The sequence below is a fragment of the Agromyces solani genome (assembly GCF_058349925.1).
The window spans coordinates 279,897-304,790 of the sequence record NZ_JBYRER010000004.1; the positions used below are offsets into that span (position 1 = coordinate 279,897).

The following is a 24,894-nucleotide window of genomic DNA, read 5'->3' on the forward strand; positions in this document are numbered from 1 at the left end:
ATCGCGGGCGACGGGCATCGAGCACGTCGCCCGCCGGTTCAGCGGCCGCCGAGGCGGCGCCGGAGCAGCTCGATGCGAGCCTGCAGCTGGGTCACGGTCGCCTGCGCGACCTCGGGCCCGCCGCACGCCCGGCGCAGCTCGGCGTGGACCATCGAATGCGCCTGCCCGTTCTGGCGCGCGTAGAGGCCGACGAGGCTGTTGAGGAGCGAACGCTGCTCCTTCAGGGTGCGGTAGAGGGCGACGGGCTCAACGGCATCACCCTCGCCCGCGGCACCCTCGGTGGATGCCGCGTGCCTGCGCCGATCGCTCTGGCGGCGTGCCTGCCGGGCCTGGCGGTGCCGCAGCAGCTCGGACACCTGCTCGGGCTCGAGCAGGCCCGGGATGCCGATGAAGTCGAACTCCTCGTCGCTGCCGGGCTCGGCGAGCGTGCCGAATTCGGTGCCGTCGAAGACCACGCGGTCGAAGCTCGCGTCGGAGGCGATGGCCTGCCACGTGAACTCCTCGGCGAGTTCGTCCGAGGCCTTGTCCTCCCGGTTCGCGGACTCGAGCAGGCCGTCGTCGAGACCGGGGTCGTCGCCGCCGTCGCCGTCTCGGCGGTCGAGCGCGTGGTCGCGGGCCCGCTCGAGTTCGGCGGCGAGCGCCATGAGCACCGGAACGTTCGGCAGGAAGACCGACGCGGTCTCGCCGCGACGGCGTGCGCGCACGAATCGGCCGATCGCCTGCGCGAAGAACAGCGGCGTCGACGAGCTCGTCGCGTACACGCCGACGGCGAGGCGGGGCACGTCGACGCCCTCGGACACCATGCGCACCGCGACCATCCACCGGCGGTCGTTGCCGGAGAACTCCTCGATGCGGTTCGACGCCGCCTTGTCGTCGGAGAGGACGACCGTCACGGGCTCGCCGCAGATCTTCTCGAGGATCTCGGCGTAGGCGCGCGCCACCGTCTGGTCGGTCGCGAGCACGAGCCCGCCGGCATCGGGGATCGAGTGCCGAACCTCGGTCAGGCGTCGATCGGCGGCCTGCAGGACGGCGGGGATCCACTCCCCGGTCGGCTCCAGCGCGGTTCGCCAGGCCGACGAGGTGATGTCCTTCGTGTTGTCCTCGCCGAGCTTCGCCTCCATCTCGTCACCCGCCTTGGTGCGCCAGCGCATGTGGCCGGCGTACACCATGAACATGACGGGGCGCACGACGCCGTCGGCGAGCGCTCGGCCGTAGCCGTAGGCGTAGTCGGTCTGCGAGAGGCGCACGCCCTTCGCATCGGGCGCGTACTGCACGAACGGGATCGGCGCGGTGTCGCTTCGGAACGGCGTTCCCGTGAGCGAGAGGCGCTTCGTCGCGGGCTCGAACGCCTCGCGGATCGCGTCACCCCAGGAGAGCGTGTCGCCGCCGTGGTGCACCTCGTCGAGGATGACGAGCGTGCGGCCGGACAGGGTGAGCTCGCGGTGCAGCGCCGGGCGCATCGCGACCTGCGCGTAGGTGACGGCGACCCCGTGGTAGTGCCGTGCCGACCGGCCGTGGGCGTTGCGGAAGCCCGGGTCGAGCCGGATGCCGACCCTCGCGGCGGCGTCGGCCCACTGGCGCTTCAGGTGATCGGTCGGGGCGACGACGGTGAACCGGTCGACGATGCGGCGCGAACGCAGTTCGGCGGCCAGGCGCAGGGCGAAGGTCGTCTTCCCGGCGCCCGGGGTCGCAGCCGCGAGGAAGTCGCGCGGGAGCTCTGCGAGGTACTGCTCGAGCGCCTCGGCCTGCCAGGCCCGCAGCTTCGACGCGGTACCCCATGCGGCGCGCTCGGGGAAGGACGGTGAGAGGTGCTCGGCGGCCGAGGTGCCGGGTTGGGCTCCTGAAGGCGTCGCGGTACTCACTGGTTCGAGGGTAGTGGAGCCCTGCGACATCCTCGAACCGGCACCGTGCCGGACCCCGACGTGTGCAGAATGGAGGGATGGTCACCCAGCAGCATCCGTGGTCCCGTTACGTCGCGATCGGCGACTCGTTCACCGAGGGAATCGGCGACCCCGAGCCCACCGTGCCCGGCGGTCACCGCGGCTGGGCCGACCGTGTCGCCGAGGTGCTCACGCAGGGCACCGAGGACTTCGCCTACGCGAACCTCGCGGTTCGCGGCAAGCTCATCCAGCAGATCATCGACGGGCAGCTCGAGCCGGCCATGGCCCTTCGCCCCGACCTCATCACGATCTCGGCGGGCGGCAACGACGTGATCCGGCCCGGCACCGATCCCGACGAGATCTCGGCTCGCTTCGAGTACGCGATCGACCGGCTCTCGCGCGACCACGCGACGATCGTCATCTTCACGGGCGTCGACGTGGGCTTCTCCCCCGTCTTCCGCGGCATCCGCGGGAAGGTCGCGATCTACAACGAGAACCTCCGTTCGATCGCCGCGAAGTACGACTGCATCGTCGCCGACCAGTGGGCCCTCACCGAGATCCAGGACCAGCGGATGTGGTCGCCCGACCGGCTGCACCTCAACTCGCTCGGCCACCACACGGTCGCCCGCATGGTGCTCGCCGCCCTCAACGTCGAGAACGACCTGGAGCCGCTGAAGCCCGAGCCGCTTCCGCTCACGACGTGGCGCCAGGCCCGCGTCGAAGACCTGGCGTGGGCGCGCGAGTACCTGGTGCCGTGGGTGGTCCGGCGCATCCGCCACCAGTCGTCGGGCGACTTCATCACGGCGAAGCGCCCCGAGGCCGGTCCCTACTCGCTGCCGGACTGAGCGCTGCTCGAGGCGAGTCCGTCGGGGTTGGCGAGCCGCCACCACGTGCCGGGATCGTCGATCTCGGCGTCGAGGACGAGCGGCACGCTGATCTCCTGCTCGCCCGCACGCACGACGACCGTGCCGACCTCGGCGCCCTCGGGCGCGACGGTCACGGGCTCGGCATTCACCACGACCTCGACCGGCGTGTCGCTCCAGACCACGACCGAAGCCCCGTCGGCGGCCCGGGCGCTCGCCGTGTCGCCCCACCGCGTCTCGTAGGTCGCGAGCTCCTGGCCCGCCTCGAGCGGGGCGAGCGCGTGGAAGCCGGGCGCGATGCTGTCGAGCAGCTCGGCGACCGCCTCGCGCAGCACCGCGTGGTTCTCGGCGCCGAGCAGCACGCCGACGACGGTCACCGTCGTGTCGCCGACCGCGTAGTCGGCGGAGAACAGCAGGTTCGCCGCGTCATCCGTCGTGCCGGTCTTGATGCCGTCGACGCCGTGCGTGCCGAGCAGCTTGTTCGAGTTGTCGAGTTCTCCGAGCTCGGGGATGTCGACCGACTTCGTGGCGACGATCGAGGCGAGCGCGGGCTCGGCGAGGGCGAGCCGGCCGAGCTCCACGAGGTCGGACGGCGTCGAGACGTTGTCCATCGAGAGCCCGCTCGAGTCGGAGATGCGGGTGTTCGCGAGGCCGTGGTCGGCGAGCCACTTCGTCGCCGCGGTCACGAGGCCCGACTCCGACCCGTACGCCCAGTTCGAGAGCGAGATCGCGTAGTTGTTGCCCGAGGGCAGCAGCATCGCCTCGAGGCTCTCCTTCAGCGTGAGCGTCGAGCCCGCCTCGACCGGGGCGACCGAACCGTTCTGGGCGATCATGTCCCAGTAGATGTCGACGTCGGCCTCGGTGTAGTCGATCTCGGGTCCGCCCTCGCCCTCGGCGATCGGATGGTCCTGCAGGATCGTGAGCGCCGTGATGACCTTGGTGATGCTCGCGGTCGCCATCGGCCGGTCGGGCTCCCCGGCGGCGAGGAGGCCGTCGAACCCGACGGCGCCGACGGCGTAGCCGCCGAACCCGGGCAGGTCGAGCCCCTGGGGCGCGGCCACGACGGGGTCGGGCTGCTCGACGTCGGGCGTCGCGGCGGGCACGGCGGCACCGAGGGCGTTCGCCGTGTAGACACCGCCCCCGACGAACAGCGCGAGCACGACGGCGAGCGCACTGAAGACGACGATGCGGCGGCGCCGGTAGACGCGCTTGCGCTCGGCGGGATGGGTGGGGGTCGTCAACGGGCCTCCTCGGGGTCGACGGCGACGGCGTAGAGCACGACGGCCGCGGCGGCGGCGACATTGAGCGAGTCGACGCCGTGGTGCATGGGGATGGTCACGATGCGATCCGCGGCCGCGAGCGCGTGACGGCTGAGCCCGTCGCCCTCGGCCCCGAAGACGAGCGCGAGCCGGTCGGATGCCTCGGCGGCCAGCCGGCGCAACGGCACGGCGTCCTCGGCGAGCGCGAGGGCGGCGATCTCGAAGCCCGCGTCGTGCAGCAGGTCGGCGGCGGTGTCCCACTCGGGCAGCCGTGTCCACGGCACCTGGAAGACGGTGCCCATGCTGACCCGTACGCTGCGCCGGTAGAGCGGGTCGGCGCAGCGGGGGCTCACGAGCACGGCGTCGGCGCCGAGGGCCGCGACCGAGCGGAAGATCGCGCCGACGTTCGTGTGGTCGACGATGTCCTCGAGGACGACGACGCGGCGGGCGCCCGCGAGCAGCTCGGGCACGCCGGGCAGTTCGGGTCGCTCGAACGCCGCGAGCGCGCCGCGGTGCACGCGGTAGCCGGTGATCTCCTCGAGCTGCTCGGGATCGGCGAGGTGCACCGGGATGTCGAACGGGGCGAGCACGGGCTCGAGCCCTTCGAGCCACTTCTCCTCCATGAGCACCGATCGCGGCCGGTGTCCGGCGGCGATCGCACGGCGGATGACCTTCGCCGACTCGGCGATGTAGAGTCCCTCTTCGGGCTCGCGGGCGCTGCGCAGCGCGACGTCGGTGAGCCTCGCGTAGTCGGCGACGGCATCGGTGGCCGCGTCGCGGACTCGTTCGATGTGCATGGATCTCCTCCACTCAAGAGTGCCAGCCCGTGAAACAATCCGGAAAACGACGGCGTTTACTCTCAGTGGTGTCGAAGGGAGACGACGTGGAACAGGTGATCGGCCGCGCGCAGGCCGCCGGGATCGACGAGGCGCTCGATCTGATGCGGGGTGCGCGCGTCGCGGTGCTGACCGGCGCCGGCGTCAGCACCGACTCCGGCATCCCCGACTACCGCGGCGAGGGCGCACCGGTGCGCACCCCGATGACGGTGCAGACCTTCCTCTCCTCCGAAGCGGCCCGCAAGCGGTACTGGGCCGGCAGCCACCTCGGCTGGCGCGACTTCGCGTCGGCGGCGCCGAACGCCGGCCATCGCGCACTGGCCCGCCTCGAGGCATCCGGGATCGTGACCGGCGTCGTGACGCAGAACGTCGACGGACTGCACCGGCGCGCAGGCAGCCGCCACGTCGTCGAGCTGCACGGCGGCATGGACCGCGTCGTCTGCCTCGAATGCGGCCAGCACTTCGCTCGCCAGGCGATCGCCCGTGAGCTCGCCGAGCACAACCCGTGGCTGGATGCCGATCGGGCGGTTCGCCTCAACCCCGACGGCGATGTCGAGATCGACGACGTCGAGGCGATGCGGATCCCCGCGTGCACCGTCTGCGGCGGTGTGCTGAAGCCCGACGTCGTCTTCTTCGGCGAGTTCGTGCCCGTACCGACCTTCCGCGCGGGCGCTTCGCTCGTCGCGGCCTCCGACGTGCTGCTCGTCGCCGGATCGTCGCTCGTCGTGAACTCCGGCATGCGGCTCCTCGAGCAGGCTCGTCGCAGCCGGCTGCCCGTCGTCATCGTCAACCGCGGTGCGACCAAGGGCGATGCCCGGGCCGCCGTCAAGATCGACGCCGGCACGAGCGAGACGCTCGCCGCGTTCGCGACCGCCCTCGATTCGTGAACGGACGCGCACGCGTGGCAGAGTCTCCGTCATGACGGATGCCTCGACCAGCACCGATCCGGTGATCATCGCGCTCGTCCGACACGGGCAGACCGATTGGAACGTGCAGCGGCGGATCCAGGGCCGCACCGACATCCCGCTCAACGACACCGGTCGACGCCAGGCGTCGGAGACCGGGGCCGCGCTCGCCGAGTCCGGCTGGGACGCCGTCTACTCCAGCCCGCTCTCGCGTGCCTCGGAGACCGCCGAGCTCATCGCCGCTGAAGTCGGCGCTCCCATGCGGGGGCACTACGAGGCGCTGTCGGAGCGCAGCTACGGCGTGCTCGAAGGGCTCGACCACGAGGGCCGGGCCGCCGTGGAGGCGCAGGCCGCGACCATCGAGGGGCTCGAGCCGCGCTCCGCCGTGATCGAACGGGCGAGCGCCGCGCTCACCCAGATCGCGGCGGCGCACCGGGGCGGTCGGGTCGTCGTCGTCTCGCACGGCGGCGTCATCCACTCGCTCATCCTGCATCTCAGCGACTGGGCGCTGCCCGGCGCCGGCTACGCCGTGACGAACGGGTCGGTGCACCTCGTGATCGCCGGCGAGGGCGGGCTCGAGCTCGCCGAGCCCGAACGGCTCACGGGCACCGAGGGCTGAGCCCGCCCCGGTCGTCGCCCGACGGAGGTTCGGATCGCCCGGTCAGCGACGCCGGCCGGGTCGGGCCGTACGACGTCGTGAACCGTCGCGGTCGGCGACCACTCGCTTCAGCAGGTCGTAGAGCACCGCCGCGGAGTGCGCCCAGGTGAATCGCGCCGCCGCCTCCACCGACGCCGCGGACCGACGCTCCCATTCGTCGTCCTCCTCGAGGGCGCGCAGCGCGTCGACGAGCGTGTCGGGGCGGTCGGCGTCGAAGAACAGGGCGGCATCGCCGCCGATCTCGCGGAAGATCGGGATGTCGTTCACGACGATCGGCGTGCCGAGTCGCATCGCCTCGACGAGTGGGATCCCGAAGCCCTCGGCCTTCGAGGCGTGCACGAGCGCCGTGGCGTCCGACAGCAGCTCGCCGTACTCGGAATCAGTGACTCCGTCGTGGAAGACGAGCCGCGCCTGCGGTGCGAGCCTCGTGAGCCGCTCGCGCTCGTCACGGCCAATCCGGCTCAGGAGGTGCAGCTCGTGGTCGGGAAGTTCGGCGACGGCTCGTACGAGCGTGTCGACGCTCTTGTACGGCATGTACGAGCCCATGTACACGAGCCGGTGACCCTCGGGCCTCGTGCGGGGCAGGTCGGGCACCGCGAGATCGTCGGCCGCGTTCGGCACGACGGTCACCGGGCGGCGGGTGAGCCGATGGTCGCGGATGAGCCCGGCGGTCGTCTCCGAGACCGTCACGACCGCGTCCGCCCGGTTGAGCAGCAGCCGCTGCGGCCACCACGCCAGGTGGTACAGGCGCCAGAGCAGGCGGATCGGCGCCGACAGGTCGCGCGGCGGGGTGCGGTTCTCGTAGTAGATGAGGTCGTGCAGCGTCAGCAGCAACCCGTAGTCGCGCCCCCACGATCCCATCGTCTGCATCGGCGAGAACACGACATCGGGGCGCAGGCGGCGCACCTGGCGCGCGACGAACGGCTCGCGCGCGCTCGTCGGCGAGCTCACGAGCTGCCACGGCAGGGGCGGCAGCATCTCGAGCTGGCGGTGGTCGCTCACGAGCATGGTCACGGGATGCAGCTTCGCGAGTTCGCCGACGATGCCCGCGGTGAACCGGCTGATGCCGTCGTGGTGGCCGATGCGGGTGTAGCGGCAGTCGACGACGATCTTCACGCGCGCTCCCCCGCCCCGAGGAAGCGGGTGATCCGTGCGGCGGCGTCACCGGGGGTCTCGTAGTGGATGAGGTGCCCGACCTCGGGGATCACCTCGAGGGTCGCGTCGGGGAACCGGGCGACCAGGCGGTGCTGGGCCTCGAGCGGGGTCACGTCATCGCGTTCGGCGGCGACGAGCAGCGTCGGCACCGGGATCTCCGCGGCGTATTCGCTGACGTCGTGGCTCACCGAGGCGCGGAACGCCTCGAGCAGCTGGTCGCGGTCGCCGAAGTCGGAGAAGTAGCGATCGTGCTGGTCGTGGATCCAGCGGCGGAGGTCGCGGTCACGGGTCTTCGCCATCGTCACGCTCATCACCCGCACGATCGCCCCGTTGCGCAGCAGCGCGAATCCGGCCTTCTCGGGCAGCGCGGCCGACGCTCGGTAGTAGAGCACGGCGAGCCGGGTCATCACCCCTCGGGGCCCCTCGAGCGCGGGTGCGCCGATCGGGTTGACGAGCACGAGCCGACGCGGTGCGAGGCCGCCGGCGACGGCCGCGCTCACCACGATCGAGCCGAACGAGTGGCCGAGCAGGTCGTAGTCGCCCTCGATGCCGATCGCCTCGATGAAGGCGCCGAGCCAGCGCGCGTAGCCGTCGATGTCGTGGGCGCGGTCGCCGAACACCTCCGACGCGCCGAAGCCCGGGAGATCGGGCGAGACGATCCGATAGCCGGGCAGCTGCGCGACGATCGGCTCGAGTCCGTGGTGGTCGCCGCGGAACCCGTGCACGAGCACGAGCACGGGAGCGTCGGCCTCGCCGTACTCCCACCAGGCCGTCGTGGTGCCCTCGACCTCGGTGCGGTGCTCCCGGACGGGGATGCGGTCGAGCGCTGAGGCGTAGGGCGAGGCGATCATCCCCGCCATTCTACGGATGCCGACTGCGCGGATCCTGCGGAACCGGTGGACACGCGCACCTCTACGCGGGTCATGACGGTGGGGCTGCATAGCCTGTCGCACATGGATGCAGTGAACCGGGCCGGTTGGGCCGACCACCTCGCCGTCTTCGACCTCGAGACGACCGGCATCGACGTCGACGTGTGCCGCATCGTCACGGCGCACGTGGGCGTGCTCGGCCCGTCGGGCGAGGTGCTCGAACGACGCGAGTGGCTCGTCGATCCCGGCGTCGAGATTCCGACGGCCGCGTCGCTCATCCACGGCATCACGACCGAGCGGGCGCGTCTCGAGGGCCAGAACGCCGCGACCGCGGTCGCCGAGATCATCGACGAGCTGGCGCGTGCGGCGGCGAGGGGGCTGCCGATCGTCGCGTACAACGCCGCGTACGACCTGACGGTCCTCCACCGGGAGGCGGAGCGGTACGGACACGCGCCGCTGCCGGGTCCGGGCCCCGTCATCGACCCGCTCGTCATCGACAAGGCGGTCGACCGGTACCGCCGGGGCAAGCGCACCCTCTCCGTGACCGCGGAGCACTACGGCGTCGTCCTGGAGGACGCGCACGACGCCGGTGCCGATGCCGTCGCCGCCGGTCGGGTAGCCCAGGCGATCGCACGGGCGTACCCCGAGCTCGCCGCCCTGGCCGTCGGCGATCTCCACACCCGTCAGATCGACTGGTGCCGCGATCAGGCCGAGAGCTACCAGGCGTGGCGACGCAGCAACGGCGAGCCCGACTTCACGACGTCGGGCGCGTGGCCGGTGCGCTGACGCTCGCCGGCCGGGCACGACGAAGGGGCGGGCGACCGAAGTCGCCCGCCCCTTCGTTCGGCTGGATTACTTGCCGAAGTTGCTCGGCGTGTAAACGTGCCTCAGCCGGAGGAGCGGGCGCTTAGGCGAATACCCGCGACAGGATGTTCGAGGTGCCGACGATCACACAGATCGGCCCGATGATCACGATTAGGACGTGAGCCCAGCGCTGATTCTCCTTGTTGTAGACGCGTTCAGCGACGGCCTTGCCGAACACTGCCCTGCCGGGCCGCTTGAAGAAGTCAGCGAGACGGTCGGGATGGCGAAGTCCGTAGATCCCCAGCAGGGTGAATCCCGCCGCCATGAGCGTCCATATGACGATCCCGATGATAGGTGCATCGTCCACAGGTGATCCTCCTGCTGGTACGCCGAAAGCCCTGCCGATGGGCAGGGCTTTCGGTCGGAGAGAACAGTTAGTTCTTGCCGAAGTTCTTGAAGCGCTGGTTGAACTTCTCGACGCGGCCGGCCGAGTCCATGATGCGCTGCTTGCCCGTGTAGAACGGGTGCGACTCGCTCGAGATCTCGACGTCGATGACCGGGTAGGTGACACCGTCGAGCTCGATCGTCTTGTCGCTCGTCGCGGTCGAGCGCGTGAGGAACGTGGCGCCCGAAGCCAGGTCGCGGAAGACGATGGCGTTGTACTCGGGGTGGATGTCGGTCTTCATGGAGACTTCCTTGGATTTCGGTTGATAGAGCGATCGGATGGTTTTCGAGCTCCCGCCGCGCGAACGCGGCACCTTCGCGGTGCGGCTCACTGGAGGGAAAGCATGATGGCGGTAGGGCCAGCTGTCGAGTTTAGCAGAGTCAGCGCCCGAACGCCTCAGACGGCACGCGCGGCGTAGCGCCCGTCGCGCTCGGTGAGCTCGATCTTCATGTCGAAGGTCGAACTCAGGGTCTCGGCCGTCAGCGCCTCGGCGAGCGGGCCCGCCGCGACGATGCCGCCCTTCGAGAGCAGGAGCGCGTGGGTGAACCCGACGGGGATCTCCTCGACGTGGTGGGTGACCATCACGATCGCGGGAGACGCGGGCGACGCCGCGTAGCCGCCGAGAAGGCCGACCAGCTCTTCACGGGCACCGAGGTCGAGGCTCGCCGCCGGCTCGTCGAGCAGCAGCAGCTCGGGGTCGGTCATGACCGACCGTGCGATCTGCACGCGCTTCTGCTCGCCGTCGGAGAGGCTGCCGAACCGGCGGCCGGAGAAGCCGTCGAGGCCCCACTCCTTGAGCACGCGCTCGGCGCGGCGCAGGTCGATGCCTTCGTACTCCTCGTTCCATCGGCCGGTGACCGAGTAGGCGGCGGTCAACACGACGTCCAGCACGGTCTCGTCGCGCGGGATGCGCCGGGCCATCGCCGTCGAGGCGAACCCGATCATGGGCCGCAGCTCGAAGACGTCGACCTTGCCGAGCTTCTCCTGCAGCACCTCCGCCTTGCCGGAGGTCGGGTGCATCGAGGCGGCCGCGATCTGCAGCAGCGTGGTCTTGCCCGCACCGTTCGGCCCGAGCACGACCCACCGTTCGTCGGAGGCGACGCTCCACGTCACGGAGTCGAGGATCGTGTTGCCGTCGCGGACCACCGACACATCGCGGAACTGCAGAACCGTACTCGCACTCGCCATGCGTCCCATGCTATCGGGACCGAAGACCCCCTCCGGCGCACCCGAAGGGCTCAGCCGGCGAGCACCCGTTCGTACACCTCGATCGTGCGGGCGGCGATCGCATCCCACGCGAAGTGCGTCTCGGCGCGGCGCCGCCCCGCCGCGCCCATCACGGCCGCGGCGGCCGGGTCGGCGACGACGCGGGTGAGCGCATCGGCGAGATCGGCGACGAAACGATCGGGGTCGAGCGGGGTGCCGGTGCCGTCGTCGGCCTGCTCGATGGGCACGAGCACGCCCGTCACCCCGTCGTCGACCACCTCGGGGATGCCGCCCGTGGCCGTGCCCACGACCGGGGCGCCGCACGCCATCGCCTCGAGATTGACGATGCCGAGGGGCTCGTAGACCGACGGGCAGACGAAGCACGTCGAGGCGGTGAGCAGGGCGGTGAGCTCATTCCTCGGCAGGTGGCGATCGATCCAGACGACCCCGTCGCGCTCGGCGCGGAGCCCGTCGACGAGCCCCTCGACCTCGGCCATGATCTCGGGGGTGTCGGGTGCGCCGGCGCAGAGCACGAGCTGGACGTCGGCGGGCAGCAGCCGAGCGGCGCGCAACAGGTACGGCAGGCCCTTCTGACGCGTGATCCGGCCGACGAACACGATCGAGGGGCGCTCGGGGTCGACGCCGAGCGCCCGAACGGCGTCGACGTCGTGCGACGGCGCCCAGTCGGCGAGGTCGATCCCGTTGTAGACGACCTCGACGCGCGCGGGGTCGAGGTCGGGATACGAACGCAGGATGTCGCGTCGCATGCCCTCGCTCACGGCGATGACCGCGTCGGCGTCGGCGAAGGCGGCGCGTTCGACCCACGAGCTGAGCCGATAGCCGCCGCCGAGCTGCTCGGCCTTCCAGGGCCGCAGCGGTTCGAGGCTGTGCGCCGTGACCACGTGGGGCACGCCGTGCAGGCGCTTGGCCGTGAAGCCCGCGAAGTTCGCGTACCAGGTGTGCGAGTGCACGACGTCGGCGCCGGCGGCGTCGCCGGCCATGAGCAGGTCGACGGCCATCGTCGAGAGGGCGGCGTTCGCATCGGCGAAGTCGGCCGGCACCGGGTAGGCGGTCGTGCCCGCCTCCGTGCGCGGCGCGCCGAAGCAGCGCACCTCGATGTCGATGCTCGCGCGGAGGGCTCGCACGAGCTCTGCGGCGTGCACTCCGGCACCCCCGTAGACCTCGGGCGGATACTCACGGGTGAGGAGGTCGACGCGCATGCTGCAACGGTAGCGCAGGGCCCGGTGACACGCTCCGAAACCGGGGACGCCGAATCGCCGTCGGCTGGTTACAGTGGGCACATGGTTGCGCGCAAGGTCTTCGGTATCGTCCTCGCCGGCGGCGAGGGCAAGCGGCTCATGCCACTGACGGAAGACCGGGCGAAGCCCGCGGTCCCGTTCGCCGGGCAGTACCGGCTCATCGACTTCGCGCTGTCGAACCTCTTGAACTCGGGCCTTCGCCAGGTCGTCGTGCTCACCCAGTACAAGTCGCACTCGCTCGACCGGCACGTGTCGCAGACCTGGCGCCTCAACGGCCTGTTGAACTCCTACGTCGCCTCGGTACCGGCCCAGCAGCGCCTCGGCAAGCGCTGGTTCTCGGGGTCGGCCGACGCCATCCTGCAGAGCCTCAACCTCATCTACGACGAGCGGCCCGACCTCATCGTCGTCGTCGGCGCCGACCACGTGTACCGCATGGACTTCTCGCAGATGATCGACGCGCACGTCGAGTCGGGCGCCGCCGCCACGGTCGCCGCCATCCGACAGCCGATCGCGCTCGCGAACCAGTTCGGCGTCATCGAGGTCGACTCGACCTCCCCCGAGCGCATCAGCCGGTTCCTCGAGAAGCCGAACGACCCCGTCGGCCTTCCCGACTCCCCCGGCGAGGTCCTCGCGTCGATGGGCAACTACGTGTTCGACGCCCAGGCGCTCATCGACGCGGTGCTGAGCGACGGCGAGCAGGCCTCCTCGAGCCACGACATGGGCGGCGACATCATCCCGGCCTTCGTGGCGCGCGGCGAGGCCGGCGTCTACGACCTGCAGCGCAACGAGGTGCCCGGCTCGACCGATCGCGACCGCTACTACTGGCGCGACGTGGGGACGATCGACTCCTTCTTCGAGGCGCACCAGGACCTCATCTCGGTGCTGCCGGTGTTCAATCTCTACAACCGGGAGTGGCCCATCTTCAGCCAGCAGCTCAACTCGCCGCCCGCGAAGTTCACGCGCGATGCGCGTGGTTCGCTCGGCACGGTGATCGATTCGATCGTGTCGCTCGGCTCCGTGATCTCGGGCGCCCACGTCGAGCGCAGCGTGCTCGGTCCGTGGGCGATCGTCGGGTCGGGTGCGCACGTCGCCGACTCGATCCTGTTCGACCGCGCCCGCATCGAGGCCGGCGCGACGGTGCAGCGCGCCATCCTCGACAAGGAGGTCGTCGTCGAGGCCGGTGCTCGCATCGGCGTCGACCGCGCGGAGGACCTGGCGCGGGGCTTCATCGTGACCGACAGCGGCATCACCGTCGTGGGCAAGGGCTCGCGCGTCCGGACCCACGCGTGAGCGCCGCGGTTGGCGGCCGCTCCGGCGGCCCGCTCGTCGTGCTCGACGCCGACTCCACGCTGATCCGTGAGGAGGCGATCGAGCTGCTCGCCGAGGCCGCGGGCAGCCTCGAGCACGTGGCCGCCGTCACCGAACGCGCCATGCGCGGCGAGCTCGACTTCGCCGCGAGCCTGCGCGAACGCGTTGCGACGCTCGCGGGCCTCGACACCGACGTGCTCGCCGCCGCGCGCGCCCGCATGACGCCGACCGACGGGGTCGAGGAGCTCATCGCCGGCGTGCACGCCGCGGGCGGACTCGTCGGCGTCGTCTCCGGCGGCTTCCACGAGCTCCTCGACCCGCTCGCCGACCGGCTCGGCCTCGACTTCTGCCGCGCCAACCGGCTCGCGGTCGTCGACGGCCGGCTCACCGGCCACGTCGACGGCCCGATCATCGACGCCGACGCGAAGCGCCTCGCGCTCGAGGAGTGGGCCGACGTCAGCGGCATCCCGCTCGCGCGGACCGTCGCGGTGGGCGACGGCGCCAACGACCTGCGCATGCTCGACCGCGCCGCACTCGGCGTCGCCTTCTGCGCGAAGCCGATCGTGCGGGCGCAGGCCGACCTCGCGGTCGACCGACCCGATCTTGCACAGGTGCTCGCACCGCTCGGCCTGCGGGGCTGAGGGCGCCGCGACCCCGATCGGTGAGCGGGGGCTCGGCGTCGCCGTTCCGCACGGCTGGGAGCTTGCTCCGAACCCCGACGGCTTCACGAATGCAGTCGTAGCATGTGGCCATGTCCGGTCGCATCGTCGCACGTACATTCGCCGCCGCCGCACTGACAGGGCTCCTCGCCATCGGCGCGGCGGGCACCGCACAGGCTGCGAGTCCGCCGGGCGGCGCCACGGTCGAGGACCTGATCGCCCTCCCGGACGGGTTCCAGCCCGAGGGCATCGCGATCGGAAACGGACCCGTCGGCTACGTCGGCTCCCTGGCGGACGGCGATGTCTACGTCTTCGACCTCCGCACCGGCACCGAGATCACCACGCTCGAGGGCCCCGGCACGCCGTCCGTGGGTCTCGAGGTCGACGAGCGCGGGCGGCTCTTCGTCGCCGGCGGGCCCACGGGTCAGGCCCGGGTGGTCGATGCTTCGACCGGAGACGTGCTGCAGACCTACCAGCTGACCACCGGCCCGGCATTCATCAACGACGTGGTGCTCACGGTCGACGGTGCCTGGTTCACGAACAGCTTCGCCGGCGAGCTGTACTTCGTGCCACTCGGCCCGGCGGGGGCGCTGCCCAGCGCCTCGGAGGTCGTGACCCTTCCGCTCACGGGCGACTGGGAGCAGCAGGGCGGATTCAACGCCAACGGCATCGTCGAGACCCCCGACCACCGGTCCCTGCTCGTCATCCAGTCGGCGACCGCCACCCTCTTCCGCGTCGACCCCGCGACGGGCTCGGCCACCGCGGTCGACCTCGGCGGCGCGTCGCTGCCGGCGGGCGACGGCCTGCTCCTGGTCGGCCGCACGCTCTACGTGGTGCAGAACCAGCTCAACACCGTCGCGGTCGTCGACCTCGCGGCCGACGGCACGAGCGGGACGCTCGTGGACCAGCTGACGAGCCCCGAGTTCCAGGTGCCCACGACGGTCGCGTGGTTCGGCCACAGCCTGTTCCTGCCCAACGCCCGCTTCGGCACCCAGCCGACGCCCGACACCGAGTACTCGGTGGTGCGCATCGACCGCTGAGCGGCGGAGGTCGCGCCGTCGGCTAGTGGCCCATGCCCAGGCCCCCGTCGACGGGGATGACGGCACCCGAGATGTAGCCGGCGTCGTCGCCCGCGAGCCAGGCGACGACGCGCGCGACCTCGTCGGGCGTCGCGAAGCGGCCGAGCGGGATGTTCTTCTTGTACTCCGCCTGCTGCGCCTCGGGCAGCTCGTCGGTCATGTCCGTCTCGATGAACCCCGGAGCGACGACGTTCGCGGTGATGTTGCGGGCGCCGAGCTCGCGCGTGAGCGAGCGGGCCATGCCCACGAGGCCGGCCTTCGACGAGGAGTAGTTGATCTGGCCGGGCGAGCCGTAGAGCCCGACGACGCTCGAGATGAGCACGATTCGACCGAACCGCGCCTTGAGCATGCCCTTCGAGGCGCGCTTCACGACGCGGAAGGCACCCGTGAGGTTCGTGTCGATGACGCTCGTGAACTCGTCCTCGCTCATGCGCAGGAGCAGCGTGTCGCGGGTGATTCCCGCGTTCGCGACGACGACCTCGACCGGCCCGAGCTCGGCCTCGATCTCGGTGAACGCGCGGTCGATCGACTCGGCGTCGGTGACGTCGGCCCGCACCGTGAGCGCCCCCTCGGGCCCCTCGCCGGAGCGAGCGGTGACGGCGACGCGGTGCCCCTGGGCGATGAACTCGCGGGCGATGGCGTAGCCGATGCCCCGGTTGCCACCGGTCACGAGGACGGTGCGGCTCGTCGTCATGCTGGACTCCGTTTCCAAGATCGTTGGAGGACTCTGGCCGTGCGGCCCGTCCCAGCATAGAGTGTCCCGTTCTCGGCATCCGTCGGGTCGCAGCGGACGTAGGCTTGAGTCAAGAGGAGCGCCGTCAGATCCCGGCGACCACCATGAAGCAGCAGTCGATCACCTCGCTGCCGCCCTCGCCCGAAGCGGAGCGGCGTGCACGCATGATCAAGTACACGGTCGCGATGACGATCCGGGTCGCCTGCATCTTCGCCATGCTCTTCGCGCGGGGATGGTGGCTGGCGGTCTTCGCCGCCGGAGCGATCTTCCTCCCCTACATCGCCGTCGTCCTCGCGAACGCCCAGGGTTCGGGCCGCGCCGGACGCGCCGTTCGCCCCGACCGCGCGCTGCCCGCCGGGCCGTCCGCGCCCCCGACCGGCGAAGGCGACGGAACCCGATGATCGGTGGACTCTCCGGCGCCGCCGACGGCGCCGTCTGCTCCCGCGCCGCGTGCACGGCGACCGCGACGTGGCGCATCGACTGGCGCAACCCCAAGATCCACACCGGAGACCGCGGCAAGACCTGGCTCGCGTGCGACGAGCACGTCGACTACCTCCGCGGCTTCCTCGAGGCGCGCTCGTTCCCGGTGACCGTCGCGGCGTTCGTCGATGTCGGGCCCGGTGCGGATGCCTCGGCGGGAGGCCGCCCGTGAACGACTGGCGTTTCCTCCTCAGCGGCCGTTGGGCGGGATATCTCGTGCTCGTGGTGATCTTCGCGATCGCGTGCTCCGCCCTCGGCACCTGGCAGCTCAACCGACGCGCCGAGGCACTCGCCGAGGTCGCCCGCATCGACGCGAACTACGACGCGGAGCCGGTTCCGGTGACCGAGGCGCTGCCCGACCCCGCCGCATTCGACATCGACCAGCGCTGGCAGGTGGTGGCGCTCGAGGGCGAGTACCTGTCCGACGATGAGATCGTCGTGCGCAACCGCCCGCAGAACGGCAATGTCGGCTACGAGGTCATCACGCCGTTCCGGCTCGAGGACGGCACCGTGTTCATGGTCGATCGCGGCTGGATCCCCGAGGCATCCGACGGCGGTCCCGGCGACCGTGCCCCCGCCCCCGCCCCCGCCGGCGAGGTCGTCGTCGAGGTGCGCCTGAAGGCCGGCGAGGGCCGGATCGAGGGGCGCACCTCGACGAGCACCGAGCTCGCGACCATCGACCTCGACGAGCTCGCCGACCGGGTCGACGCGCCGGCCTACACGGGCGCGTACGGCCTGCTCGTGCAGACGCCCGACGACGCCGCGGAGCCGCCGCTGGCCGCGCCGCGACCCGAGCGCGATGAGGGTCCTCACCTGTCGTATGCGCTGCAGTGGTTCGTCTTCGCGCTGCTCGCCTTCATCGGCCTCGGGTGGGCGGCGAACCAGGAGCGCAAGGGCCTCGCCGAGGCATCCCGCATCGGCGCCCAGGACGGCACCGACCGTCGCCGTGCACCGCGGCGACCCGAGCGGAAGTCGCGACGCGACGAGGACGCCGACGTCGAGGACGGGATCCTCGACCGCCGCTAGCGCGGCACGGCGCGCGACGCCATGAGCGCGGGCGGCCGCCGGCCGCCCGTCAGGCGAGCTCGATGAGCTCCTGGTACTCGGCCGACCAGTGGTCCTCCACGCCGTCGGGCAGGATGAGCACGCGCTCGGGGTTCAGCGCCTCGACCGCGCCCGGGTCGTGCGAGACGAGCACGACGGCGCCCTCGAAGTGCGAGAGTGCGTCGAGGATCTCGGCGCGGCTCGCGGGGTCGAGGTTGTTCGTCGGCTCGTCGAGCAGCAGCACGTTCGCACCCGACACGACGATCATCGCGAGCGCGAGGCGGGTCTTCTCGCCGCCCGACAGCACTCCCGCGGGCTTGTGAACGTCGTCGCCCGTGAAGAGGAACGAGCCGAGCACCTTGCGCGCCTCGGTCTCGGTGAGGTTCGGCGAGGACGACACCATGTTCTCGAGCACGCTGCGCTTGACCTCGATCGTCTCGTGCTCCTGGGCGAAGTAGCCGATGCGAAGTCCGTGGCCCGGTTCGACGGTGCCGGTGTCGGGTTCGTCGACGCCCGCGAGGATGCGCAGGAGCGTCGTCTTGCCCGCACCATTGAGGCCGATGATGACCACCTTGGACCCTCGGTCGATCGCGAGGTCGACGGCGGTGAAGATCTCGAGCGATCCGTAGCTCTTCGAGAGGTCGCTCGCGCTGATCGGCGTGCGGCCGCACGGCGCGGGCGTCGGGAAGCGGAGCTTCGCGACGCGGTCGACCTGGCGCACCTCCTCGAGCCCCGCGAGCAGCTTCTCGGCGCGGGCGACCATCTGGTGGGCGGCGGCCGCCTTCGAGGCCTTCGCACCGAACTTCGCGGCCTGGAGCTTCAGCACGTCGGCCTTCTTCTCGGCGTTCGCGCGCTCCTTCTTGCGGCGCTCCTCGTCGGCGGCGCGCTGGCGCTGGTAGTGCTTCCAGCCCATGTTGTAGACATCGATGACCGAACGGTTGGCGTCGAGGTAGAAGACGCGGTTCACGACCTCGCCGACGAGCTCGACGTCGTGGGAGATGACGATGACGCCGCCCTTGTAGGCCTTCAGGAACTCGCGGAGCCACACCACCGAGTCGGCGTCGAGGTGGTTCGTCGGCTCGTCGAGGATCATCGTCTCGGCATCGCTGAACAGGATGCGGGCGAGCTCGATGCGCCGGCGCTGGCCGCCCGAGAGGGTCTTCAGCGGCTGGTCGAGGATGCGGTCGGGAAGATTGAGATTCGAGGCGATCGACGCCGCCTCGGCCTCGGCGGCGTACCCGCCGAGCGCGTTGAAGCGGTCGGTGAGGTTGCCGTACTTCTTCATCGCCTTCTCGGCGACGACGGGGTCGTCGCTCCCCATGTTCATGGAGGCTTCGTGCATGCCCAGCGCGAGGGTGCCGAGGCCGCGGGCGTCGAGGATGCGGGTGCGCGCCAGCATTTCGGGGTCGCCCGAGCGGGGGTCCTGCGGCAGATAGCCGATCTCGCCCGACCGGTCGATGCGACCGTCGGTCGGCAGCGTCTCGCCCGCAAGCGTCTTGGTGAGCGTCGTCTTGCCGGCGCCGTTGCGGCCGACGAGGCCGATCTTGTCGCCGTCGGACACGCGGAACGAGACGTTCTCCATGAGCAGGCGCGCGCCGACGCGGATCTCGAGGTCGTGGACGGCGAGCACGGCGGGGCCTCCTGCGGAGTCGGGGATGAACGTGCCGAGTGGCACAGCCTCCCAGTCTATCCACCCGGCGGCGGCGGGTCGCGTCGAGTCGGGGGCGTCGGGCAGACTCGCAGCATGACGACGGATGCCTCGGGCACCACCTCGATCGCGGCGCTGCGCGCCGCCCGACTCGCCGCGCAGGGGCTCGAGACCCCGTTCGGCTCCCCCGCCGACGCGATCGAGCGGCTCGTCTGCGTGCAGGCGCAAGACCTGGCCGCGGCGAAGTGGGTGCTCGGCGCACGAGTCGCCGACGCGAGCGAGGCCTCGATCGACGCGGCGATCGAGGAGCGGCGGGTCGTGCGCTCCTGGCCGATGCGCGGCACGCTGCATTTCGTCGATCCGGCGATGCTGCGGCCGATCCTGCGGCTCGCCGCTCCGCGGGCCAGGTCGCGTTCGGCGAAGCTCGAGCGCGACGAGGGGCTCGATGCGCACGTGCTCTCTACCGCACGGGACGTCGCGACGGGCCTGCTCGACGGCGGACGTGCGGCCACGCGCGACGAGCTCCAGGCGGCCTGGAGCGCCGCGGGCATCTCGACCGAGGGCCAGCGCGGCTATCACCTGATCTGGGTGCTCGCGACCGAGGGCCTGCTCTGCAACGGCCCCGTCGAGACGCGGGCGCGCCAGCGCTTCGCGCTGCTCGACGAGTGGTCGCCTCCCGGCGCCGACGAGCCCGACGACGACGCCGCGCTCGCCCGGCTGTTCGCGGGCTACGCGCGCGGGCACGGACCGGTGACGGTGCGCGACTTCGCGTGGTGGACGGGGCTGACGCTCATGCAGGCCCGCACGGCCGTCGCCGCGGCGGGCGGGGCGGTCGAGCCGTGGGGCGCCGAGCACTACGTCGCGGCCGACGCGCCCGCCGCGTCGGGCGACGCCGGCGGTCACCACGTGCTCGCGCCGTTCGACGAGTACTTCCTCGGCTACGGCGATCGCACGCCGTACTGCTCGCCCGACGACGCGCTCCGCGTCGTGCCCGGCAAGAACGGGCTGTTCCTGCCGATCCTGGTCAGCGACGGCGAGGTGGTGGGCACGTGGCGACGCTCCCCCGAGCGTCGCGGCGGCACGACCGTGTCGGTCGCCCCGTTCCGCGACGGCATCGACCTCGACGGGTTCCGGGCGGCGTTCGAGCGCTGGGCGGCCTTCTGGTCGACCCGGCTCGATGAGGTGAGCGCGGTGCCGGCCGGCTGAGCGACCACGCGGCCCCGCGGGCGCACCGGATGGCACCTCACGGCCAGTCGATACGACGAAGGGCCGGATGCCCGAGGCATCCGACCCTTCGCTCGATCGCCGCGCGGGACTACTGGTCGAGCGCCGCCTGCAGCTCGAGGGTGATCGTCACCTGGTCGCCGAGCAGCATCCCGCCGGTCTCGAGGGCCGCGTTGTAGCGCAGGCCGAAGTCCTCGCGGTTGATGACGGCCTTCGCCGAGGCGCCGCCCTTGTAGTTGCCGTAGGGGTCGCCGCCGAAGCCGCCGAAGTCGAAGTCGAAGGTGACGGGCTTCGTGATGCCGCGGATCGTGAGGTCGCCGTCCACCTTGAACTCGCCCTTCTCGACGCGCACGCCGGTCGAGACGAAGTCGATCGTCGGGTGGGTCTCGGCCTCGAAGAAGTCGCCGGTCCGCAGGTGCGCGTCGCGGTTCGGCTCGTTCGTGTTGACCGAGGCGACCTCGGCCGACGCCGTGACACTCGACTCGAGCGGGTTCTCCGCGGTGACGAAGGTCGCGTTGAAACGCTCGAACTTGCCCTTGACCTTGCTGATCATGAGGTGGCGGATCTGGAAGCCGACCTCGCTGTGCGTGGGGTCGATGGTCCAGGTGCCAGCGCGGTAGCCGGGGATCTCGATCGTCTGGGCGGTGGTCGTCATGTCTCGCTGTTCTCCAGTTCGGATGTCGTGGGCCGATCGGCCTCACGTATGCAAACGCATGGATCTCGGTGATCTATTCCCGGTCTCGCAGATTTTTTCCGGGCGCGTCCCGGGCGCCCGACTCAGCTGAGCTGGCGCCGCAGCGTGAGCACGCGAGTCACCGCGTCGTCGAGCCGCTCCTCGGAGATGCGACCCGACGACACCGCGTCGCCGATCGCGCCGACGAGCCCGTCGACCGTGATCCCGAACGTCGTCGGGTCGGCCGGCAGCACGTAGAGGAGCAGGTCGGCACCCGCGGCGATCGCGCGGACCGCGTTCTCCCCCGGGTCGGCGTACTCGGGCATGCCGTTGTGCTGCAGCATGAGCATGTCGTCGGTGACGACGACGCCCTCGAAGCCGAGCTCATCGCGGAGGATGCGATGCCACGCCGGCGACAGCGATGCGGGAGCCGCGTCGATCGCGGGATACGCGAGGTGCCCGGTCATGACGAGTTCGGCGCCGGCGTCGATCCCCGCCGCGAACGGCAGCGCGGGTCCCGTGCGCCACGCGTCGAGGTCGAGCGGAGCACTGGGAATGCTCGAGTGCGAGTCGCCCGGCGCCGCGCCGTGACCCGGGAAGTGCTTGAGCGTCGTCGCGACGACGCCGTGCTCGCCGCGCACCGCCGCGGCGACGCGATCCGCCGCGGCGCGCGGGTCGGTGCCGAGCACACGACCCGCGATGAACGAGTCGGGGTCGGCGGTGACGTCAGCGACGACCCCGAAGTTGACGTTGACGCCGCCCGCGTCGACGCTCTCCGCCCGTGCGGCGAACGCCGCGGTCGCATCGGCGGGCGGGGCGTTCCGGAGTTCCTGCGCGCTCGCGGCCGTGTCCCAGTCGAGCCGCTGCACCTCGCCGCCCTCCTGGTCGACGGCGACGAGCGGGGCGAGTTCGGGATCGACGGTGAGCGCGTCGGTGAGTGCGAGCAACGAGGCCGCGTCGCCCGTGATGTTGTCGCCCATGAGGATCACACCCGACGCGCCCTGTTCGACGTACGCGCGCAGCGGGGCCGGATCGGTGCCGGGCGCGTGCAGCAGCAGCAGGGAGGCCGCCTTCTCCCCCACGGTCATGGCCGCCACGCGGTCGGACACCCAGGCCGTCGTGGCGTCGGCGGCGGGCGTGGGCACGACGGTCGGCGCCGGCGTCGGGGATGGCTCGCCGGTCGTCGCTCGCGTCGGAGCGCTCGTCGGCGCACAGCCCGCGAGCAACGCCGCGGCGACGACGAGGACCACGGACAGGAACGGGCGGGGGGAACGCACCCCGCGAGTGTACGCTGCGTGTCTGATCGGGCGCCGAACGGGGCCGTGGGTAGACTCGCGGCCTCGGGAGGGGTGAGTCGATGCGCCGCAGACGCCTGGTCGTGCACGCCGCGACCGCGATGGTCCTCATCGCGGCGCTCGGCGCGACGGCCCCACCCGCTGCCGCCGAGGAGTATCCGAGCTGGGACGAGGTCGAGGCCGCCAAGCAGGGCGTCGCTTCCCGGGAGGCCGAGGCGGACCGGATCACGACCCTCGTCGACGGCCTGGAGCAGGAGGCCGGCCGGCTCGGCGACCTCGCCGTCGAGACCGCGTCGACCGCCGCGGTCGCCGGTGCCGAGCACCGCGCGGCCGCTGCCCGGGCCGACTACCTGCGAACGGCCGCGACCGCGGCGGCGCGGACCGCGGACGACGCGTCCGCGCGGTTCGCCCACCTGAGTTCGGTGCTCGCGCGCACCGGCGGCGCCGATGTCGCACTCCGGCTCTTCGCGGAGGCGGGCGAGGGCACTGATGCGGGCGACCTGCTCGACGGCCTCACGCGCGGGGCGCAGCTCAGCGATCTCGCGGCCGGATTCGCCGTCCGGGCCGGCGCCGCGCGGGCGGAGTCCGCTTCGATCAGCGCGCATGCGGACGTCGCGGAGCAGGAACGCGCCCGCCTCGCCGCCGCGGCGGAAGAGGCCGCCGACGAGGCCCGCGCCGCGCACGAGGCCGCCGAAGCCCGCGTCGCCGAGCAGCGGCGCACGCTCGAGACGCTCTACGCGCAGCTCGCGAGCCTTCGGGACCGGTCGGTCGCGCTCGAGCGCCGGTACCGCATCGGCGAGCAGGCCCGCCTCGAGGCCGAAGCGCGAGAGCGCGCCGCGGAGGAGGCCGCCGAGAACACTGGGGATTCGGGCAGCGGCTCCGGCGGGGATGCACCGCCGCCGGGAGTGGTCGTCGATCCCGAGGCCGCGAAGGCCTACGCGGCCGGTGCGGTCGGGCGCTACGGCTGGGGTTCGGCGCAATTCGAGTGCCTGGTGCTGCTCTGGAACAGGGAATCGGGCTGGCGCGCCGATGCGTACAACGCCTCGAGCGGCGCGTACGGCATCCCCCAGTCGCTTCCCGGCAGCAAGATGGCCGCCGCCGGCGCCGACTGGCGCACGAACGCCGCCACGCAGATCGAGTGGGGACTGTCGTACATCTCCGGTCGCTACGGCACCCCGTGCGGTGCATGGGCGCACTCGGAGCGGTTCAATTGGTACTGATGAACCCAGACGACCTCGTCTTCCGGCGACACGCGGCCGAGGGAGTGCTCCTCCTCGGTGGCGGGGCGGCGATCCTGCTGCAGCTCGCCGACCCCCGGGTCGCGAGCGGCGTGGCCCGTCACAGCGACTTCGCGCATCGTCCGCTCGACCGGCTGTTCGGCACGCTCGACTACGTCTACGCGATCGGGTTCGGCGACGACGCGATCGTGCGCGACGCCGTGCGCCGGGTGAACCGGCGCCACGGACCGGTGCGCGGCCCGAGCGGCGCGGAGGCGCCCGCCTACAGCGCGTTCGACCCCGATGCCCAGCGCTGGGTGGCGTCGACGATCCTCGCGACCGCCCTGCGCCTCGAAGAACGCCTCTGGGGTCCGCTCGACCCGGGCACCGCCGACATCGTGGTCCGCGGCTACGGCGCGCTGGGCCTCGGCCTGCAGGCGGGGCGGGCCGGATGGCCGTCGACCCGCGCCGAGTTCGACGACTGGTGGAAGGATCGGACGGCCGCGCTGGAGGTCGGTGACGACGCGCGTCGCATCGCACGAACGCTCCTCACCGAGTCTCCGGCGCTGCCGCCCGGCTCGCGCCTCCTCCTGCCCCTCGTCCGGCTGATCACGGCGGCCTTGCTGCCTCCCGGGGTCCGGGAGGCGTACGGGTTCCGCTGGACGCCCCGCGCCGAGCGGGTGAGCGACGCGTGGCTGCGCGTCGTGGCGGTCGTCTGGCCGCGACTTCCGCGGGTCGTGAGGCATGCCCCGATGCGGGCCTCGCTCGGGCGCGCGAGGCGCTCGAACCGGTACGCTGGGCGGTGAGGCAGAGGACGACGATGACCCCCCAGGCACCGCACCGCAACGATGCGCTCGACAGCATCGACCGACGCATCGTGGCCGAACTCAGCCGCGACGGGCGGCTCTCCGTTCGCACCCTCGCCGACCGCGTGCACATCTCGCGCACGGCCGCCCACAACCGGCTGCAGCAGCTGCAGCAGCGCGGGGTCATCACGGGCTTCGGGGCGCAGATCGATCGCCGGTCGATCGGCCTCCACATCTCAGCGCTCGTCGTCGTCCGCATCGGCGAGGTCTCCTGGGAGGAGATCGCGGCCAAGCTCGCGCAGCTGCCGTTCGTCGAGAAGGTGCAGGCGGTGTCGGGCGACATCGACATCATCCTCACGGTGAGCGCGCCCGACCACGAGCAGCTGAGCCAGGCCATCCTCCGCGACATCCACGACATGCCCGGCGTCGTGTCCACCCGGAGCCACCTCATCCTCGAGGAGATCGACGGGCAGCCGCCCGCGCAGACGCTGGACATCTGGCGCAGCTGACTCCTCGGCAGGTGGACGATCGGCACCGATTCCGACGACCGCGGGCCGTTCGTTCACGCTTGCTCGACACGCCCGTCCGG

The 24,894-nt window shown here is 71.6% G+C and carries 27 protein-coding genes; 14 read left to right on the forward strand and 13 right to left on the reverse strand.

The window, feature by feature from the left end:
* Window positions 1-38: 38 nt before the first annotated feature.
* A complete protein-coding gene (locus tag AC3RJ7_RS18000) occupies window positions 39-1,892 on the reverse strand; it encodes a DEAD/DEAH box helicase (protein WP_491457222.1) in 1,854 nt (617 codons plus the stop codon).
* 47 nt (window positions 1,893-1,939) lie between these two features.
* Between AC3RJ7_RS18000 and AC3RJ7_RS18005 the strand changes: the two genes are divergently transcribed.
* Window positions 1,940-2,725, forward strand: coding sequence for an SGNH/GDSL hydrolase family protein (locus AC3RJ7_RS18005; RefSeq protein ID WP_491457223.1), 786 nt, complete (start codon window positions 1,940-1,942; stop codon window positions 2,723-2,725).
* Here AC3RJ7_RS18005 and AC3RJ7_RS18010 read toward each other — a convergent pair.
* Window positions 2,707-3,984: a D-alanyl-D-alanine carboxypeptidase family protein gene (locus AC3RJ7_RS18010; protein ID WP_491457224.1), complete on the reverse strand. Its 1,278-nt coding sequence runs from the start codon at window positions 3,982-3,984 to the stop codon at window positions 2,707-2,709. The two genes, AC3RJ7_RS18005 and AC3RJ7_RS18010, sit on opposite strands and share 19 nt — an antisense overlap.
* Window positions 3,981-4,799: a TrmH family RNA methyltransferase gene (locus AC3RJ7_RS18015; RefSeq protein WP_491457225.1), complete on the reverse strand. Its 819-nt coding sequence runs from the start codon at window positions 4,797-4,799 to the stop codon at window positions 3,981-3,983. The genes AC3RJ7_RS18010 and AC3RJ7_RS18015 overlap by 4 nt, the downstream gene beginning before the upstream one ends.
* Before the next feature lie 143 nt (window positions 4,800-4,942).
* Here AC3RJ7_RS18015 and AC3RJ7_RS18020 point away from each other — a divergent pair, with 143 nt between their 5' ends.
* Both AC3RJ7_RS18020 and AC3RJ7_RS18025 read left to right on the forward strand, forming a co-directional pair.
* Window positions 4,943-5,725: a Sir2 family NAD-dependent protein deacetylase gene (locus tag AC3RJ7_RS18020; protein ID WP_491457331.1), complete on the forward strand. Its 783-nt coding sequence runs from the start codon at window positions 4,943-4,945 to the stop codon at window positions 5,723-5,725.
* Window positions 5,726-5,756: 31 nt separating this feature from the next.
* Window positions 5,757-6,362 (forward strand): histidine phosphatase family protein, encoded by a 606-nt coding sequence (locus AC3RJ7_RS18025; RefSeq protein ID WP_491457226.1) that lies wholly within the window; start codon window positions 5,757-5,759, stop codon window positions 6,360-6,362.
* Window positions 6,363-6,404: 42 nt separating this feature from the next.
* Here the strand turns inward: AC3RJ7_RS18025 and AC3RJ7_RS18030 are convergent, their stop codons facing one another.
* Window positions 6,405-7,517 (reverse strand): glycosyltransferase family 4 protein, encoded by a 1,113-nt coding sequence (locus AC3RJ7_RS18030; protein ID WP_491457227.1) that lies wholly within the window; start codon window positions 7,515-7,517, stop codon window positions 6,405-6,407.
* Window positions 7,514-8,407, reverse strand: coding sequence for an alpha/beta fold hydrolase (locus AC3RJ7_RS18035; protein WP_491457228.1), 894 nt, complete (start codon window positions 8,405-8,407; stop codon window positions 7,514-7,516). Before AC3RJ7_RS18035 ends, AC3RJ7_RS18030 begins: the two co-directional genes overlap by 4 nt.
* Before the next feature lie 102 nt (window positions 8,408-8,509).
* Here AC3RJ7_RS18035 and AC3RJ7_RS18040 point away from each other — a divergent pair, with 102 nt between their 5' ends.
* A complete protein-coding gene (locus AC3RJ7_RS18040; RefSeq protein WP_491457229.1) occupies window positions 8,510-9,211 on the forward strand; it encodes an exonuclease domain-containing protein in 702 nt (233 codons plus the stop codon).
* Window positions 9,212-9,332: 121 nt separating this feature from the next.
* Here AC3RJ7_RS18040 and AC3RJ7_RS18045 read toward each other — a convergent pair whose 3' ends face one another.
* The 4 genes from AC3RJ7_RS18045 to glgA all read right to left on the reverse strand — a co-directional run bounded on the left by AC3RJ7_RS18045 (window position 9,333) and on the right by glgA (window position 12,100).
* Window positions 9,333-9,596 (reverse strand): hypothetical protein, encoded by a 264-nt coding sequence (locus AC3RJ7_RS18045; protein ID WP_491457230.1) that lies wholly within the window; start codon window positions 9,594-9,596, stop codon window positions 9,333-9,335.
* Window positions 9,597-9,663: 67 nt separating this feature from the next.
* Complete coding sequence (locus tag AC3RJ7_RS18050) at window positions 9,664-9,915, reverse strand: type B 50S ribosomal protein L31 (RefSeq protein ID WP_491457231.1); 252 nt, start codon at window positions 9,913-9,915, stop codon at window positions 9,664-9,666.
* Window positions 9,916-10,070: 155 nt separating this feature from the next.
* A complete protein-coding gene (locus tag AC3RJ7_RS18055; RefSeq protein ID WP_491457232.1) occupies window positions 10,071-10,862 on the reverse strand; it encodes an ABC transporter ATP-binding protein in 792 nt (263 codons plus the stop codon).
* Window positions 10,863-10,912: 50 nt separating this feature from the next.
* Entirely contained in the window at window positions 10,913-12,100 is a 1,188-nt protein-coding gene (gene glgA / locus AC3RJ7_RS18060; protein ID WP_491457233.1) for a glycogen synthase, read from the reverse strand.
* Between the two features lie 81 nt (window positions 12,101-12,181).
* Here glgA and AC3RJ7_RS18065 point away from each other — a divergent pair, with 81 nt between their 5' ends.
* From AC3RJ7_RS18065 to AC3RJ7_RS18075, 3 genes are all read left to right on the forward strand, one after another.
* Window positions 12,182-13,429, forward strand: a complete 1,248-nt coding sequence (locus tag AC3RJ7_RS18065; RefSeq protein WP_491457234.1) for a glucose-1-phosphate adenylyltransferase — start codon at window positions 12,182-12,184, stop codon at window positions 13,427-13,429.
* Window positions 13,426-14,088 carry a phosphoserine phosphatase SerB gene (gene serB / locus AC3RJ7_RS18070; protein WP_491457235.1) on the forward strand — a complete coding sequence of 221 codons (663 nt, stop codon included), beginning with the start codon at window positions 13,426-13,428 and terminating at the stop codon, window positions 14,086-14,088. The genes AC3RJ7_RS18065 and serB overlap by 4 nt, the downstream gene beginning before the upstream one ends.
* Before the next feature lie 110 nt (window positions 14,089-14,198).
* Window positions 14,199-15,146, forward strand: a complete 948-nt coding sequence (locus AC3RJ7_RS18075; RefSeq protein ID WP_491457236.1) for an SMP-30/gluconolactonase/LRE family protein — start codon at window positions 14,199-14,201, stop codon at window positions 15,144-15,146.
* Between the two features lie 22 nt (window positions 15,147-15,168).
* On the opposite strand, the gene fabG is transcribed toward AC3RJ7_RS18075, so the two are convergent.
* Complete coding sequence (gene fabG, locus AC3RJ7_RS18080) at window positions 15,169-15,879, reverse strand: 3-oxoacyl-[acyl-carrier-protein] reductase (protein WP_491457237.1); 711 nt, start codon at window positions 15,877-15,879, stop codon at window positions 15,169-15,171.
* A gap of 143 nt (window positions 15,880-16,022) precedes the next feature.
* Between fabG and AC3RJ7_RS18085 the strand changes: the two genes are divergently transcribed.
* Genes AC3RJ7_RS18085 through AC3RJ7_RS18095 form a run of 3 tightly spaced genes read left to right on the forward strand, consistent with a single transcriptional unit; the run spans window position 16,023 to window position 17,424 of the window.
* Entirely contained in the window at window positions 16,023-16,319 is a 297-nt protein-coding gene (locus tag AC3RJ7_RS18085) for a DUF3099 domain-containing protein (RefSeq protein WP_491457238.1), read from the forward strand.
* Window positions 16,316-16,570: a hypothetical protein gene (locus AC3RJ7_RS18090; protein ID WP_491457239.1), complete on the forward strand. Its 255-nt coding sequence runs from the start codon at window positions 16,316-16,318 to the stop codon at window positions 16,568-16,570. The genes AC3RJ7_RS18085 and AC3RJ7_RS18090 overlap by 4 nt, the downstream gene beginning before the upstream one ends.
* Window positions 16,567-17,424 (forward strand): SURF1 family cytochrome oxidase biogenesis protein, encoded by an 858-nt coding sequence (locus tag AC3RJ7_RS18095; protein ID WP_491457240.1) that lies wholly within the window; start codon window positions 16,567-16,569, stop codon window positions 17,422-17,424. Before AC3RJ7_RS18090 ends, AC3RJ7_RS18095 begins: the two co-directional genes overlap by 4 nt.
* A gap of 49 nt (window positions 17,425-17,473) precedes the next feature.
* Here the strand turns inward: AC3RJ7_RS18095 and AC3RJ7_RS18100 are convergent, their stop codons facing one another.
* Complete coding sequence (locus AC3RJ7_RS18100) at window positions 17,474-19,072, reverse strand: ABC-F family ATP-binding cassette domain-containing protein (RefSeq protein ID WP_491457332.1); 1,599 nt, start codon at window positions 19,070-19,072, stop codon at window positions 17,474-17,476.
* Window positions 19,073-19,186: 114 nt separating this feature from the next.
* Here AC3RJ7_RS18100 and AC3RJ7_RS18105 point away from each other — a divergent pair, with 114 nt between their 5' ends.
* Window positions 19,187-20,296: a winged helix DNA-binding domain-containing protein gene (locus AC3RJ7_RS18105; RefSeq protein WP_491457241.1), complete on the forward strand. Its 1,110-nt coding sequence runs from the start codon at window positions 19,187-19,189 to the stop codon at window positions 20,294-20,296.
* 109 nt (window positions 20,297-20,405) lie between these two features.
* On the opposite strand, the gene AC3RJ7_RS18110 is transcribed toward AC3RJ7_RS18105, so the two are convergent.
* Both AC3RJ7_RS18110 and AC3RJ7_RS18115 read right to left on the reverse strand, forming a co-directional pair.
* A complete protein-coding gene (locus tag AC3RJ7_RS18110) occupies window positions 20,406-20,969 on the reverse strand; it encodes a YceI family protein (RefSeq protein WP_491457242.1) in 564 nt (187 codons plus the stop codon).
* 122 nt (window positions 20,970-21,091) lie between these two features.
* Window positions 21,092-22,264 carry a glycoside hydrolase family 3 N-terminal domain-containing protein gene (locus AC3RJ7_RS18115; protein ID WP_491457243.1) on the reverse strand — a complete coding sequence of 391 codons (1,173 nt, stop codon included), beginning with the start codon at window positions 22,262-22,264 and terminating at the stop codon, window positions 21,092-21,094.
* 80 nt (window positions 22,265-22,344) lie between these two features.
* On the opposite strand from AC3RJ7_RS18115, the gene AC3RJ7_RS18120 reads away from it, so the two are divergent.
* The 3 genes from AC3RJ7_RS18120 to AC3RJ7_RS18130 are packed head-to-tail and all read left to right on the forward strand — an operon-like array spanning window position 22,345 to window position 24,814.
* Window positions 22,345-23,502, forward strand: a complete 1,158-nt coding sequence (locus AC3RJ7_RS18120) for an aggregation-promoting factor C-terminal-like domain-containing protein (protein WP_491457244.1) — start codon at window positions 22,345-22,347, stop codon at window positions 23,500-23,502.
* Window positions 23,502-24,305 carry an oxygenase MpaB family protein gene (locus tag AC3RJ7_RS18125; RefSeq protein WP_491457245.1) on the forward strand — a complete coding sequence of 268 codons (804 nt, stop codon included), beginning with the start codon at window positions 23,502-23,504 and terminating at the stop codon, window positions 24,303-24,305. The genes AC3RJ7_RS18120 and AC3RJ7_RS18125 overlap by 1 nt, the downstream gene beginning before the upstream one ends.
* A gap of 14 nt (window positions 24,306-24,319) precedes the next feature.
* Window positions 24,320-24,814: an Lrp/AsnC family transcriptional regulator gene (locus AC3RJ7_RS18130; protein WP_491457246.1), complete on the forward strand. Its 495-nt coding sequence runs from the start codon at window positions 24,320-24,322 to the stop codon at window positions 24,812-24,814.
* The last annotated feature ends 80 nt before the right edge of the window (window positions 24,815-24,894 follow it).